Origin of the sequence: Radiobacillus kanasensis, assembly GCF_021049245.1 — a bacterium.
Taxonomy (GTDB): Bacteria; Bacillota; Bacilli; order Bacillales; family Amphibacillaceae; genus Radiobacillus; species Radiobacillus kanasensis.
The window spans coordinates 2,321,168-2,336,257 of the sequence record NZ_CP088020.1 but is presented as its reverse complement, the minus strand read 5'-3'; the positions used below and the strand labels follow the sequence as shown (position 1 = coordinate 2,336,257).

Annotated in this window: 13 protein-coding genes; 12 read left to right on the top strand and 1 reads right to left on the bottom strand. The window is 39.8% G+C overall.

Annotated features, from left to right (window positions below):
• The first annotated feature begins 48 nt into the window (after positions 1–48).
• The 6 genes from lonB to KO561_RS12130 all read left to right on the top strand — a co-directional run bounded on the left by lonB (position 49) and on the right by KO561_RS12130 (position 8,035).
• A complete protein-coding gene (gene lonB / locus KO561_RS12155) occupies positions 49–1,716 on the top strand; it encodes an ATP-dependent protease LonB (RefSeq protein ID WP_231093518.1) in 1,668 nt (555 codons plus the stop codon).
• A 131-nt stretch (positions 1,717–1,847) separates the two neighbouring features.
• Positions 1,848–4,166 (top strand): endopeptidase La, encoded by a 2,319-nt coding sequence (gene lon / locus KO561_RS12150; RefSeq protein WP_231093517.1) that lies wholly within the window; start codon positions 1,848–1,850, stop codon positions 4,164–4,166.
• A gap of 1 nt (position 4,167) precedes the next feature.
• On the top strand, positions 4,168–4,749 hold the full coding sequence (yihA, locus tag KO561_RS12145) for a ribosome biogenesis GTP-binding protein YihA/YsxC (protein ID WP_231093516.1): 582 nt from the start codon (positions 4,168–4,170) through the stop codon (positions 4,747–4,749).
• 1,001 nt (positions 4,750–5,750) lie between these two features.
• Positions 5,751–6,530: a transporter substrate-binding domain-containing protein gene (locus KO561_RS12140; RefSeq protein WP_231093515.1), complete on the top strand. Its 780-nt coding sequence runs from the start codon at positions 5,751–5,753 to the stop codon at positions 6,528–6,530.
• A gap of 104 nt (positions 6,531–6,634) precedes the next feature.
• Entirely contained in the window at positions 6,635–7,288 is a 654-nt protein-coding gene (locus KO561_RS12135; RefSeq protein WP_231097138.1) for an amino acid ABC transporter permease, read from the top strand.
• Between the two features lie 6 nt (positions 7,289–7,294).
• Positions 7,295–8,035 (top strand): amino acid ABC transporter ATP-binding protein, encoded by a 741-nt coding sequence (locus KO561_RS12130; RefSeq protein WP_331000864.1) that lies wholly within the window; start codon positions 7,295–7,297, stop codon positions 8,033–8,035.
• A 26-nt stretch (positions 8,036–8,061) separates the two neighbouring features.
• Here KO561_RS12130 and KO561_RS12125 read toward each other — a convergent pair whose 3' ends face one another.
• Complete coding sequence (locus tag KO561_RS12125) at positions 8,062–8,544, bottom strand: LiaI-LiaF-like domain-containing protein (RefSeq protein ID WP_231093514.1); 483 nt, start codon at positions 8,542–8,544, stop codon at positions 8,062–8,064.
• Between the two features lie 226 nt (positions 8,545–8,770).
• Here KO561_RS12125 and hemA point away from each other — a divergent pair, with 226 nt between their 5' ends.
• From hemA to hemL, 6 genes are read left to right on the top strand one after another with little or no spacing between them, the layout of a single operon-like run.
• Positions 8,771–10,135, top strand: a complete 1,365-nt coding sequence (gene hemA / locus KO561_RS12120; protein ID WP_231093513.1) for a glutamyl-tRNA reductase — start codon at positions 8,771–8,773, stop codon at positions 10,133–10,135.
• An 18-nt stretch (positions 10,136–10,153) separates the two neighbouring features.
• Entirely contained in the window at positions 10,154–10,972 is an 819-nt protein-coding gene (locus KO561_RS12115; RefSeq protein WP_231093512.1) for a cytochrome C assembly family protein, read from the top strand.
• A 20-nt stretch (positions 10,973–10,992) separates the two neighbouring features.
• On the top strand, positions 10,993–11,925 hold the full coding sequence (gene hemC / locus KO561_RS12110; RefSeq protein ID WP_231093511.1) for a hydroxymethylbilane synthase: 933 nt from the start codon (positions 10,993–10,995) through the stop codon (positions 11,923–11,925).
• Complete coding sequence (locus KO561_RS12105) at positions 11,922–12,713, top strand: uroporphyrinogen-III synthase (RefSeq protein ID WP_231093510.1); 792 nt, start codon at positions 11,922–11,924, stop codon at positions 12,711–12,713. The genes hemC and KO561_RS12105 overlap by 4 nt, the downstream gene beginning before the upstream one ends.
• Before the next feature lie 6 nt (positions 12,714–12,719).
• A complete protein-coding gene (gene hemB, locus KO561_RS12100) occupies positions 12,720–13,697 on the top strand; it encodes a porphobilinogen synthase (protein WP_231093509.1) in 978 nt (325 codons plus the stop codon).
• A gap of 18 nt (positions 13,698–13,715) precedes the next feature.
• Positions 13,716–15,002 (top strand): glutamate-1-semialdehyde 2,1-aminomutase, encoded by a 1,287-nt coding sequence (hemL, locus tag KO561_RS12095; RefSeq protein ID WP_231093508.1) that lies wholly within the window; start codon positions 13,716–13,718, stop codon positions 15,000–15,002.
• Positions 15,003–15,090: the final 88 nt, after the last annotated feature.

Below are 15,090 nucleotides of genomic sequence, written 5' to 3'. Positions count from 1 at the left end.
TAAGTTGAGGAGATACTGACAAGTAAGACTGTTTTATGGAGGTACAACATGAATCTTGTTAGTATTGTAATGATTATTCAGCTTTTCTTTGGTATTGTGATTGGGCTTTATTTTTGGAATTTACTTAGAGGTCAACGTACAAATAAAGTTTCCATTGAGAAGGAATCCAATAAAGAAAAAGAAAAATTAAGAGCAATGAAATCTATCTCCCTGACGGTCCCATTATCGGAAAAAATCAGACCAGCACAGTTAGCCGATATTATTGGACAAGAAGATGGTATCCGTGCATTACGAGCTGCTTTATGTGGGAAGAATCCGCAACACGTTATTATATATGGTCCTCCTGGAATTGGGAAAACCGCGGCGGCTAGGCTTGTTTTAAATGAAGCGAAACGAAAAGCAGATAGCCCTTTTAGAGGAACTTCCCCTTTTGTGGAATTGGATGCGACAACAGCAAGGTTCGATGAACGTGGAGTAGCCGATCCGTTAATAGGGTCTGTCCATGATCCCATTTATCAAGGTGCTGGTGCAATGGGACAAGCGGGTGTGCCCCAGCCCAAAAAAGGTGCAGTCTCGAACGCCCATGGCGGTGTTCTGTTTATTGATGAAATAGGGGAACTGCATCCCATCCAAATGAATAAGCTTTTAAAAGTATTGGAAGATCGAAAAGTACATTTTGAAAGTGCTTATTATAGTGAAGAAAACAAAAATATTCCTTACCATATCCATGATATTTTTACGAACGGGCTTCCAGCTGACTTTCGATTAATTGGTGCAACCACTAGAATGCCAGAAGAAATTCCTCCAGCGATCCGTTCTCGGTGTCTAGAAATTTATTTTCGTGATTTAGAAGTAATAGAAATCAAAGAGATTGCTAAGCGTGCGAGCGAAAAACTGCAGTGTCAAATAGAAGAGGCGGCATTAGATATATTATCGCTTTATGCAAGAAATGGAAGGGAAGCTATTAACCTTATTCAGATTGCTTCTAGCTTCACGACTCCCTCTGATCCTTTAATTAAGCAAGCGGATATGGAATGGGTAATTGAAGCAAGTAGACTAACTCCGAATATCAAACCGATTATAAAGGAAAGAATGAGAATAGGGAGTATTCATGGCCTTGCTGTTCATGGGCCGAGCAGTGGCTTAGTACTGGAAATTGAAACAAAAGCTTTACCTTCTGAAAACGGAGGTAGCTTAAAGATTACCGGGATAGCCGAAGAGGAGCAGCTCGGGAATCAATCGAAGTCTATCAGACGAAAGAGCATGGCGAAAGGCTCTAGTGAGAACGTCCTTACTTTTCTCCGGTCTATCGGAACCCCAACGCATCAATATGATATTCATGTTAACTTTTCCGGTGGTATCCCAGTAGACGGACCATCCGCTGGGCTCGCCCTCGCGCTATCGATTTATTCGGTCATTCATAAAGTCCCGATCCGTTTCGATACGGCGTTTACAGGGGAAATAAGCTTACATGGAGATGTAAATCCAGTAGGTGGAGTATTGACGAAAATTAAAGCGGCTAAGCAAGCTGGAGCAAAACAAGTCCTTATACCTGTTGATAATCAGCAAAAGGTATTTGATCAAATTAGTGGAATCCGAATTATTCCTGTTTCTACCTTTAAGGAAGCTTTAACCCATGCCGTCTGGTCAAAAGAAGAGCAACAAGAAATGACAAGCGATCTTCGCTTCGAAAGTCCAAAAGCGGACTCTGTATAATCATTAAGTTTTACAAAAAATTATCTTTTCTTTACACTTTAAGAATACTCGTGTAAAAAGAAATCATAGATGTGTCAGATAAAGCCATACTAATGTATGGATTTCGTGTTGAGTTTATGGAGGTGCCAAAGATGTCAGAACCGAATAAAATACAACTTCCCCTCCTTCCTTTAAGAGGTTTGTTAGTATTTCCATCCATGGTTTTACATTTAGATGTCGGTAGAGATAAATCTGTCCACGCGTTGGAAAAAGCAATGATGGATGATCATAATATATTTCTAGCCGCACAAAAAGAAAGTGGAGTTGATGACCCAGAAGCAAAAGATATTTACCGGATTGGAACACTGGCAAAAGTAAAGCAAATGCTAAAGCTTCCAAATGGTACCATTCGTGTACTTGTGGAAGGGTTATCTCGTGGAGAAATCGTACAATTCGTTGAGGATGAAGAACAGTTTGTTGTAGAAATACAAGAGTTTAAAGATATACATGGAAATGAAAACGAAGAAAAAGCGTTGATGCGTTCCTTGTTAGAGCAATTTGAACAGTACATAAAGGTATCGAAAAAAATTAGCCAGGAAACGGTTGCTACTGTTGTAGACATTGAGGAACCTGGACGATTAGCGGATATCATTACTTCTCATTTGTCCCTTAAGGTGAAAGACAAACAAGAATTGCTGGAAATGGAAGATATCAAAGAACGTCTTCAACACTTAATTAAGCTTATTTCCAATGAAAAAGAAGTACTCAATTTAGAAAAGAAGATTGGACAACGTGTCAAAAAGTCCATGGAAAAAACGCAAAAGGAATACTATTTGCGTGAGCAAATGAAAGCTATACAGAAAGAACTAGGCGATAAGGATGGCAAGTCTGGAGAAGTTGGTCAGCTCTTAGAGCGTATCGAGAAATCGGACATGCCGGAACGGATTGAAAAAGTAGCGAAAAAGGAATTAGATCGTTACGAAAAAATCCCGCAAAGCTCGGCGGAAAGCTCTGTTATTCGTAACTATTTGGATTGGTTGTTATCCTTACCTTGGTCGAAACAAACAGAGGATAATTTAGATATCAATCATGCTGAAAAAATACTGGATGAAGATCATTACGGTCTCGAAAAAGTGAAGGAACGAGTGCTAGAGTATTTAGCTGTTCAAAAATTAACGAATTCGATTAAAGGACCTATCCTCTGTTTGGCTGGGCCACCGGGCGTAGGGAAAACGTCTCTAGCACGCTCGATCGCAAAGGCGATTAATCGAAACTTCGTCCGCATCTCCTTAGGCGGAGTTCGTGATGAAGCAGAAATACGTGGACACCGTAGAACATATGTTGGGGCGATGCCTGGTCGTATCATTCAAGGCATGAAAAAAGCGGAAACGATAAACCCCATTTTTCTACTAGATGAAATTGATAAAATGGCGAGTGATTTTCGAGGGGATCCATCTGCGGCAATGCTAGAAGTATTAGACCCAGAACAAAACAGTAACTTTAGTGATCACTTTATTGAAGAAACTTATGATTTATCAAAAGTTATGTTTATCGCAACAGCAAATAATTTAGGATCGATTCCTGGTCCGTTGCTAGATCGGATGGAAATTATTTCGATTGCAGGTTATACGGAAGTAGAAAAGCTTCATATCGCAAATGATCATTTACTTCCAAAACAGATCAAAGAAAACGGATTGACGAAGGGCCAGCTTCAAGTTAAAGAAGAAGCAATGTTAAAGCTGATCCGAACCTATACAAGAGAAGCGGGTGTCCGTGGACTAGAGCGTCAACTGGCTTCCATTTGTAGAAAAGCAGCTAAAATAATTGTCTCAGAAGATAAAAAACGGGTCATTATTACCGAAAAGCAACTTGAAGCATTGCTTGGAAAGCCTAGATTCCGCTATGGAAGAATGGAAGAAGAGGATCAAGTTGGGGCAGCAACTGGACTAGCTTATACGACAGCTGGTGGGGACACACTATCTATTGAGGTTTCTTTATATCCTGGAAAAGGCAAACTTACACTAACAGGTAAGTTGGGTGAAGTGATGAGAGAATCTGCCCAAGCAGCCTTCAGTTACATCCGCTCTCGTGCAGAAGAATTAGGTATTCCAACAGATTTTCATGAAAAGAACGATATCCACATTCACGTCCCAGAAGGGGCAACACCGAAGGACGGTCCATCTGCTGGAATCACGATTGCGACGGCGCTTGTATCTGCTCTAACAGGGCGTCCTGTAAAAAAAGAGGTAGGAATGACGGGGGAAATCACCTTAAGAGGAAGGGTGCTTCCGATTGGTGGATTAAAGGAAAAATCCTTAAGTGCCCATCGTGCGGGGTTGACAACGATTCTAATGCCAGCAGATAATGAAAAGGACTTAGAAGATATACCAGAAAGTGTTCGCGAAGGTCTGACATTTATACCTGTAAGTCATTTAGATCAAGTATTAGAGCACGCATTATCGGGGGAGTAGAATGAAAGTAACTAGTGCGGAAATTGTAATTAGTGCTGTTTCAAAAAAACAGTATCCAAATGAATTATTACCAGAGATCGCTTTAGCTGGACGCTCAAATGTGGGGAAATCATCGTTTATTAATAAGATGATTAATCGAAAAAGTCTAGCTCGAACATCATCTAAGCCCGGAAAGACTCAAACCTTGAACTTCTATAAAATCAATGAACGTTTTCATTTTGTAGATGTGCCTGGATATGGGTATGCCAAAGTTTCCAAAAAAGAAAGAGAAGCTTGGGGCAAGATGTTGGAGGAATACTTTATACAGAGAGAAAATTTAAAAGCAGCTGTTTTAGTCGTGGATATGCGTCATGAACCAACTGCTGATGACCAACGCATGTATGAATTTTTATCGTTTTATGAATTACCCATCATTGTCATTGCGACCAAGCTTGATAAGATTGGGAAAAGTAAACGAGCAGCACATGTGAAGAAGATTAAACAAACATTACAGCTATCCAACGACGATATTCTTGTCCCTTTTTCTTCCGAAACAGGAGAAGGAAAAGAAGAGGCGTGGAGAGTGTTACAACAGTTTTTATAAGAAAGAAGAGTGAATGGGATTTCGGTCCTGTTCACTTTTTTTGTATTATCATCTACCTCTTCGATGGGGTACTGAACTTTTTTACTTTTGATTTACTAAACAGGATTTCTTCGTTTTGTATCTACAATAAATACTGCAATGATTATGCTTATAATACCTAGAACACCAGAAATGACTCTGCTTAAGATCCAAAGTTTAAAAATGTAATACAGCAATCGCAACTAGCAAAATAATGAACTTATGTTCTCGCAGTTGATAGAAAATACGACGTAACAAAATATCAAAAGTAATTAGAAAACCTCGGTTTAGTGACTGCTCGGTGTGTGTACGATGCTGATTTCCGTAAGTAGCTGACCCATAATAGTTGCCTACACTAAAAAAATGAGGAAAAAGAACCTTTAATAGTTATGAGCAACTTACGTGTAATACATATAAACAAAGGAGGTTATTTAGAACAGCTCACAAATCCATTAAAAAAGTAATTTAAAGTACATCGAACTCATTTAAGTAGGGTTCAATTCTTTAGTTTAAACGTAAAACTTCACCAAATTCTGAAAATATGAACTTAGCGAAGGCAGAATACGGAGACTCCTGCGGGAACAGCGCGAGCCGAAGATCCCGCAGGAAGTGGGGTTCTTCCGAGGAAGCTGAGGCCGTGCCCGCGGAAAGCGGAGTATTCTGCCGGAGCGCCGGCATATAGATTCACCACTTACGTCGCGGTCTATATAAACTATCAAACAACAAACTTTTAGTAAACAGCCTTATTTTTAACTTCACTCGGAAGTTTATATTTGAACCTTTTACCTTAATCGCTTTTTAGCAAAAAGAACTAACTAGCCTTCCTGTATTTTCATATAGCAAAGCCTCTCGGTCATTGTCTTCTCAGTAATACTCGTTTATATCCTAACATAGGTATTATTAAATACCCCTATTTAAAAATAGGAGAAGGAGAGGTTTATCTTAAAATGAGACCCCTTTCAAAACTGTTGAGTGGACTGATCATGGTAGCGGGGTTGCTTGGACTAGCAGCCTGTGGGTCAAGTGATTCTAGTCAAGAATCCGAACAAGGTGAGACAAATGACTCGAAATATAATTTGGTGACAGAAGGAACGTTCACATTTGCTGCTTCAGGCGAGTTTAAACCATTTAGTTGGGTGAAGACAAGTGGGGAAATGACGGGATACGATATTGATGTAGGAAATGCGATAGCAAAAGAACTTGGTTTAGAGACAGCCCAGGAAAAATACAAGTTTTCCGCTATTGTGGAAGGAGTGAAGACAGGAAAGTTTGATGCAGCAGTGGCGAGTCATACGATAACAGATAAACGAAAGGAAAGTGTTGATTTCTCCATCCCTTATTACTATTCTGGGGCTCAAATTTTCACGCGTCCAGAAAGTGATGTGGAGAAATTAGAAGATTTGAATGGCAAAGAAATCGGTGTTTCCAAAGGTTCTACGTATGCGAAGTATGCAGAGGAAGTAACAGAAAATGTGAAGGTGTATAGCAGTGATGTGGTTGCCTTACAAGCACTAGCAAAGGGGAAGCATGACGCAGTTATTACGGATTTTCTCACGGGAAAAGAAGCGATCGGTACAGGTGGATTAGAAATAAAAGGGAAATCTATGATTGACCGCAGTGAACAAGCCGTAGCGGTCTCCAAGGATAATCCAGAGCTTTTAAAGGCAGTGAACGAAGCACTTGAAACGTTAAGAAATAATGGTACTTTAACGGAGATTAGTAAGAAATATTTTGGTGAGGACATTTCCGTTCGACCAGAATAAAGAACTTCTTCCCCCTTGCTTGAAGAGCTAAGGGGGTTTTTACAAAATATGTACCTTAGGAAAGGAGTTTCCCATTGAGTACAATTCTTGATTTTTGGCATTTTATGCAGGGAGTAGGAAATGCCCTTATTGAAAGTAAGGGTATGTTTCTAGAAGCCAGTTGGCTAACGATACGACTTACTGTTTTATCCATATTAATTGCAATCTTCATTGGCTTATTTTTTGCTCTACTAAAAATCTCTCATCTTAAATGGTTACAAAAGTTGGCTGATCTTTATATTTACATCGTTCGTGGCACGCCGCTCATCGTGCAAATTTTTATCTTTTATTATGGATTATCCTCGATTTGGAACGTAGAAGACTTTTGGGCCGCAACATGGGGGCTCGCCTTTCATAACGGGGCCTACATCGCAGAGATTTTTAGGGGATCGATTCAATCGATTGACAAGGGACAGTCAGAAGCGGGACGCTCATTGGGGATGTCCACGATGTTAACGATGCGCAGAATCATTCTGCCGCAGGCTTTTCGAAGGGCTTTACCACCTCTAGGCAATCAATTCATTATAGGGTTGAAAGATTCCTCCTTAGCCGCGTTCATTGGTCTAGCCGAAATCTTTAACGTTTCTACAACGATGGGTGCTAATACATTCGACTATATGACCTGGCTAATGATATGTGCCATCTACTACTTAATATTGGTGGCTGTTTTAACCGTAATGGTAAATGGGATGGAGAAAAAATTAGCAATAAGCGATTAGGAGGGGATAACCTTGGTAAAAGAGATGATACGTGTCGAGAAATTAAACAAGTCTTTTGGATCTTTGCATGTTTTAAAAGATATCGATTTGTCTGTGAAAGAAAGTGATGTTGTCGTTTTAATTGGTGCTAGTGGTTCAGGAAAAAGTACATTACTTCGCTGTCTCAACTTTCTAGAAAAAAACAATGGGGGTACCATTGTTCTAGATGGAAAAGAGATTCATCAAAGTAAAGACAATCTCAATGTAATCCGTCAAAAAGTTGGTATGGTGTTTCAACATTTTAATTTATTCCCTCATCGTACAGTTTTAGAAAATGTAATGGAAGCTCCTATCTACGTAAAAAAAGAAAAGAAAGAAGATGCCAGGAACAATGCTCTACATTTATTGGATAAAGTAGGCTTAGCGGATAAATCGGATGTGTATCCTTCCCAGCTTTCTGGTGGACAAAAGCAACGAGTAGCTATTGCTCGAGCGTTAGCCATGAAGCCGGAGGTCATGTTATTTGACGAACCAACATCTGCACTTGACCCTGAGTTGGTTGGTGAAGTATTAACTACCATGAAGGAACTGGCAGACGATGGAATGACGATGATTGTCGTTACACATGAAATGGGGTTTGCGAAAGAAGTGGCGGACTGGGTTGTGTATTTGCATGATGGTTCTATTGTAGAGTATGGACATCCTGAAGAAGTGTTTGATGCCCCAAAAGAAAAAAGAACTCAAGCATTCTTGAGTTCCATTTTATAAATCTGTACCACTCTAAGGAGTGGTATTCATTTTTTTCGAAATACTATATAGAGCCCTATTGCTATCAGTGTGACGGGCCAGAACGTTTCGATTATCTCAAAGATTTGGTTGATCCAAGAAAACCATGCTGGTTTATTTCTTGAAAATATGGCAAATAGACCGATTGCTAACAAGAGGAAACCTGGAAGTAGACCAGATTTCGTTTTGCTGTATCGTAACAGAAATGCAATCGCGATAATCATTGGGTACATTCCCCAATGATCAATCCAAAAAGGATAATGCGTAATGGCGAAAGAGTGAATCCCAATCCCTAGTAAAATCACTCCAGGTAATATATTGGAGTAATCTTTAGCGGTGTAGCTATGGATGAGAAACGCAATTCCTAAAATCATTAACAAGGTTGGCCATGAATAGAAATCCGTTAAAATAGGAAGTCTTAGCTGCCTAAGTAAAAAATAAACACCAATCCCAATAAGAATATAGGCCGTAAATAAGTGCTGCTTTTTCAATGTGTCTCCTCCGTTATTTATAATAATTATTATCTAGTATTGATTTCTTGATTATACAAATTTCTTATGGTAAAGTACATACGAGCTGTATTTTGAACGGCGTGGTTACCATCCATATCGTACCATAATTGTTTCAAAATCTGTTCACATTTTAATCAAACATACCAAATTAGACATGATATAATGGACGTTGATTGAGTTTTTAGGAATATGGGGGTAATGGAGAGTGCATATACTAGCGATTGGCATAAACTATAGAACAGCACCCGTAGAGGTTAGAGAGAGATTAACCTTTCCAGAGCATGATCTAGGAACTGCTATGCAATCTCTCAACAATCAAAAGAGCATATTAGAAAATGTGATTATATCGACATGTAACCGTACAGAAATTTATGCAGTGGTCGATCAGTTGCATACAGGTCGATATTATATAAAACAATTTTTATCTAATTGGTTCCAAATAGAAAAAGAAGCTTTAGCTTCTCATATAGAAGTGTACGAGAGCGAAGGAGCTATGCAACACTTGTTCCGTGTAACTTGTGGTTTAGACTCCATGGTTGTTGGGGAAACGCAAATACTTGGTCAAATGAAGCAATCCTTTTTGCTTGCACAAGAAGTAGGCACGACAGGTACAATTTATAACGAATTATTTAAACAGGCCATTACATTGGCCAAGCGTGTGCATAAAGAAACTTCTATTGGCGAAAATGCTGTTTCTGTGAGCTATGCTGCTGTTGAATTAGCTAAAAAGATTTTCGGCGAGCTCAAGCAAAAGCATGTTGTCATTTTAGGCGCGGGAAAAATGGGAGAGCTTGCAGCGAAGAACTTACAAGGATCTGGAGTTGGTGAAATTACAGTTATTAACCGCTCTATCGAAAAAGCAGAAAGTCTTGCGAACCAATTTCATGGAGCTGCAGTCTCCATGGATGATCTCGCTGATACGTTAGTAAAAGCTGATATTCTAATTAGTTCAACAGGTGCAAAGGACTATGTTGTAACCAAAGACGTGTTACAGCCCATTCACAAGAAAAGAAAGGGCAAGCCTTTGTTCCTAGTAGATATCGCTGTTCCAAGAGATATTCATCCTGAATTAGGGGAACTAGAAAATGTCTTCCTTTACGATATTGATGATTTGCAAGGCGTAGTACAAGAAAACTTAGAAGCAAGAAAACAAATTTCTGAATCGATTGAGATAATGATTGAAGAAGAGATTGTATTATTCAATGAATGGTTACAAACACTTGGTGTTGTTCCCGTTATCTCAGCGCTTAGAGCGAAAGCGCATGCGATTCAAACAGAAACGATGAATAGTATTGAACGCAAAATGCCAAACCTCACAGAACGCGAGAAAAAAGTACTTAGTAAGCACACCAAAAGTATTGTGAACCAGCTATTGAAACAGCCAATCCTACAAGCGAAGGAATTAGCTGCTCAACCAAATGCTGATCAGTCGCTAGCAATGTTTATGGAGATTTTCGGCATAGAAGATTTGGTCGAAGAGCAAATCGAAAAACAAATAGAATCAAAACAAAAGGTCGTGACCTTTTCCAAAAAGGAAGAATCGACCTTAAAAGAAATACCGACGCTCTAATCGGGAAGGATACTCCGTATGCTAACGGTTAAATGGCTATATGAACTTATTGTTGTTATATATGGATTAAGTGTTATTGGCTATTTTATGGATTTTGTACAACCAAACCAAAAGGTGAATCGAGTAGCCTTTTGGTTACTTAGTATGGTTTGGATTTCTCAAACCATTTTTTTGTTGCTTCAAATCTTGAATCGAGACCATTTCCCTGTCTTGAATGTCTATGATGGTTTATACTTTTATGCATGGGTACTTGTTACCTTTTCTTTATTACTTAATAAGTTTTTTAAAGTGGACTTTATTGTTTTCTTTACTAATTTAATTGGGTTCTTCGTGATGATGCTACATATTTCGGCTACAGCACAAAATCACGAATCCGATAAAATTACGGAGCTGGTCGGGGAAATTTTAATTGCTCATATTTCTTTGGCCATTTTATCTTATGGATTTTTTACCTTATCCTTTATTTTCTCGGCTATGTATTTAACACAGTATCGATTATTAAAGGAAAAAAGAGGGTATAAATGGTTAATGCGATTGTCCAATTTAGAAACATTAGATTCGTTGTCATTTCGAGCGATATTCATAGGCGTCCCAAGCTTACTCATTTCGATTATCTTAGGGTTGGTCTGGGCCTATACATCCAATTCGGAATTTTATTGGTATGATACAAAGACCATCGGCTCTCTTCTTGTTCTCCTTGTTTATATGGTTTATCTCTTTTTAAGAGTTGTAAAAAACTATCAAGGCAGAACGATAGCCTTATTCAATGTAGCCGCATTTCTATTTTTACTTGTTAATTTTCTATTATTTAGTTCACTATCTAGCTTTCACTTCTAAAGAGAAAGGGAGGAAATACATTGAGAGATATCGTTGTTGGATCTAGAAAAAGTAATTTAGCTCTTACACAAACAGAGTGGGTGATTAAACAGCTACAAAACGCTGGAGCGAAGAACTCCTTTTCTGTAAAAAAAATTAGTACAAAAGGGGATCGTATATTAGATGTCACTCTTTCGAAAGTAGGGGGAAAAGGTTTGTTCGTAAAAGAAATCGAACAGGCCATGTTTGATGGAGAGATTGATATGGCGGTCCACAGCATGAAGGACATGCCGTCAGAGCTTCCAGAAGGACTAACGATTGCGACAATTCCGGTTCGTGAAGATCATCGTGATGCTTTTATTTCAAATGACCATGTGAAACTAATGGATTTGCCTGAAGGTGCAATTGTTGGGACAAGCAGTCTTCGTAGAGGCTCGCAAATTCTTGCCGTTCGTCCAGATTTAAAAATCAAGTCTATTCGAGGGAACATTGAAACCCGTCTTCGTAAGTTAAAAGAAGAGGACTTTGATGCAATTATACTGGCTGCAGCAGGACTTCTTCGCATGGGCTGGGGTGAAGATATTGTAACAGAGTTCTTGGATCCTGATTTATGTGTACCAGCCGTTGGGCAAGGAGCGCTTGCGATCGAGTGTCGCGAAGATGATACCGAGTTGCTGGAGCTTTTAGCTAAAATTAAAGATGAACAAACGAGTACAACGGTAGCAGCGGAGCGCAGATTTCTCCACCTCATGAACGGTGGCTGTCAGGTACCCATCGCTGGTTACGCTCACCTTGAGGAAGAAGAAGTCATATTGACAGCTTTAGTATCCACTTCTGACGGGAAAACCGTATTGAAGGAAACCGTTCGTGGCAAAGACCCGTTAGCGGTTGGGGAAGAAGCGGCCAACCGAATGAAAGACAGAGGCGCTCAAGAAATAGTGGATGAAGCAATTGAGGAGATCGATAACGGATGAACAAGCCTTTAACGGGCAAACATATATTGATAACACGCAGCAAGGAGCAAGCACCGCCCTTTTCTACATTGTTAGAAGGTGCTGGTGCTATTCCTGTAGTTGTCCCATTATTAACCTTTAAAAGAAAAGATTCCGAAGAAAACCGAAAAATCTTACAGCAACTTCACGAGTTTACATGGGTCTTTTTTACGAGTGCCAATGGCGTGAAGTTTTTTTTCGATTATGTGAGATCCCTTCGTATTCCACGAACTAAGCTATCCTCCATCCGGTTTGGTGTTGTAGGAAGGAAAACAGATCAAGCGTTACAAGCATACGGATTTGAAGCAGGTTTTCAGCCTAGTCACTTTCTAGGAGAAAACATGGCGAAGGAATTTATGAAGCAGTTTTCAGTAGAGAACGTCAACATATTATTGATTAATGGAAATCTTTCAAGAGATGACGTTCGGAAGCAGCTTCAAGCTGAACAGGTGAAATTTGAAACTTGTGTGATTTATGAGACGTTGATTAACGAGGAAGAAACGAACAATTTGAAGGAACAAGTCAATTCTGATTTGGTAGATGCTTATACATTTACGAGCCCATCAAGCGTGGAAGCATTTATGGAGCTTATACAGGATGAGCAGACTCAAATCAGAAACATTCAACAAGAAAAGCTGTGTGTCTGTATCGGAACTACGACAGAACAGGCTGCTAGGTCCGCAGGGTTTAAACAGATCATAATCCCAGAAGAATTTACGATTGATGGGATGGTAATGGTTTTAGAACATTACTTCCAGGAGAAAGGATAGATACATATGAGTAAATTAGGCTTTAAAAGACATCGTAGATTACGATCATCCACTAGCATGAGAGCACTAGTGAGAGAAACGAGTATAACAACGGATGACTTAATTTATCCGATTTTTGTAGTAGAAGGAAGTTCTGTAAGAAAAGAAGTTCCTTCCATGCCAGGTGTTTTTCAAGTTTCCTTAGATTATTTAACGGAAGAAATGAAAGAGTTAGTATCATTAGGAATTCGTTCTGTGTTATTGTTCGGCATTCCTAAAGAGAAGGACGAAGTAGGTTCTCAAGCCTATTGCTCAACTGGAATTGTCCAAGATGCGTTACGTCAAATTAAACGAGATGTACCAGAGCTGATCACGATTGCGGATACTTGTCTTTGTGAATATACGTCGCATGGACACTGTGGTGTCATTCATGAAGGGGATGTAAACAATGATGAATCGCTTGAACTGATGGTGAAAACTGCGGTAAGCCAAGCAGAAGCGGGAGCAGATATTATTGCACCATCCAATATGATGGATGGATTTGTAGCGGGAATACGACAAGGGCTTGATGAAGCAGGATTTTCCCACATTCCAATCATGTCCTATGCGGTTAAATATGCTTCAGCTTTTTACGGACCATTTCGGGACGCAGCAGAAAGTACACCACAATTCGGTGATCGCAAAACCTACCAAATGGATCCTTCCAATCGAAGAGAAGCACTTCGGGAGGCCCAATCAGATGTGGAAGAAGGAGCAGACTTCCTAATTGTGAAGCCTGCGTTATCCTATTTAGATATCATGCGTGAAGTGAAGGACCGTTTTGATTTACCAGTTGTAGCTTATAACGTAAGTGGTGAGTATTCTATGGTTAAAGCAGCTGCAATGAACGGATGGGTGGATGAAAGACAAATTGTTCTGGAAAAACTTACATCCATGAAGCGAGCAGGAGCAGATATTATTGTGACATACCATGCTAAAGATGTAGCAAAATGGTTAAGCGAATAGGAAAGGGAGTATTAGTCGATGAGAAACTATGAAAAGTCGGTAGAAGCCTATAAAGAGGCCGTAGACTTATTACCTGGTGGAGTGAACTCCCCAGTTCGTGCATTTAAATCTGTTGGTATGAACCCCATCTTTATGAGCAATGGGAAAGGATCCAAAATCTATGACATCGATGGGAATGAATACATCGATTACGTGTTAAGCTGGGGACCTTTAATTTTAGGGCATGCCGATGATCGGGTGGTAGAAGCGTTAAAAGAAGTAACGGAAAGCGGGACAAGCTTTGGTGCTCCAACCTTAATCGAGAACAAACTCGCTCAGTTAGTCATCGATAGAGTCCCATCCATCGAAATGGTCCGTATGGTGAACTCAGGAACAGAGGCTACGATGAGTGCATTGCGCTTAGCAAGAGGGTTTACAGGAAGAGACAAAATCCTAAAATTCGAAGGGAATTACCACGGACATGGCGATTCTCTCTTGATCAAAGCTGGTTCTGGGGTTGCTACACTAGGGCTTCCAGATAGTCCTGGTGTCCCACAATCGATTGCACAAAATACCATTACTGTTCCATATAACGATATGGAGAGTGTACGCTATGCATTCCAAGAATATGGAGATGATTTAGCTGCGGTGATTGTCGAACCGGTTTCCGGTAATATGGGAGTGGTTCCACCAGTTGGTGATTTCCTTCAGGAGCTAAGAAAAATAACCGAAGAGAATGGTACAGTGCTTATTTTTGATGAGGTTATGACTGGCTTCCGTGTTGGCTACCAATGTGCACAAGGACACTTTGGTGTGACACCAGACCTAACTTGTTTAGGTAAAGTGATTGGTGGTGGTCTTCCTGTAGGAGCATATGGTGGCAAACGAGAAATCATGGAACGAATCGCACCAGTCGGCGATATTTACCAAGCAGGTACGTTATCCGGGAATCCACTAGCGATGACTGCAGGGTACGAAACCTTAAAAGCGTTAGACGAAACGACTTATGTAGAAATGAGCAAAAAAGTGGATCGTCTGATTGAAGGATTCCAAGAAGCGGCCAAAGTACACAATATTCCACTGCAGGTGAACAGGGCTGGGTCTATGGTTGGTATCTTCTTTAACGACAAACCGGTTATTAATTATGAAACAGCGAAAAGCTCCAATGTAGAATTTTTCGCGGCATATTATCGTGAAATGGCGGAACAAGGCATTTTCCTTCCACCATCCCAGTTTGAAGGATTATTCCTATCTACGGCACATACAGATGAGGATATTGAGAAAACAATTGAAGCGGCGAGACATGCCTTTTCAAAATTAAAATAAATAAGAATTACAAAAAACACAAGTATCCATTATGACTTGTGTTTTTTGTAAGTACATACACTTCACACTATTTCTCATAAGTTAGCTC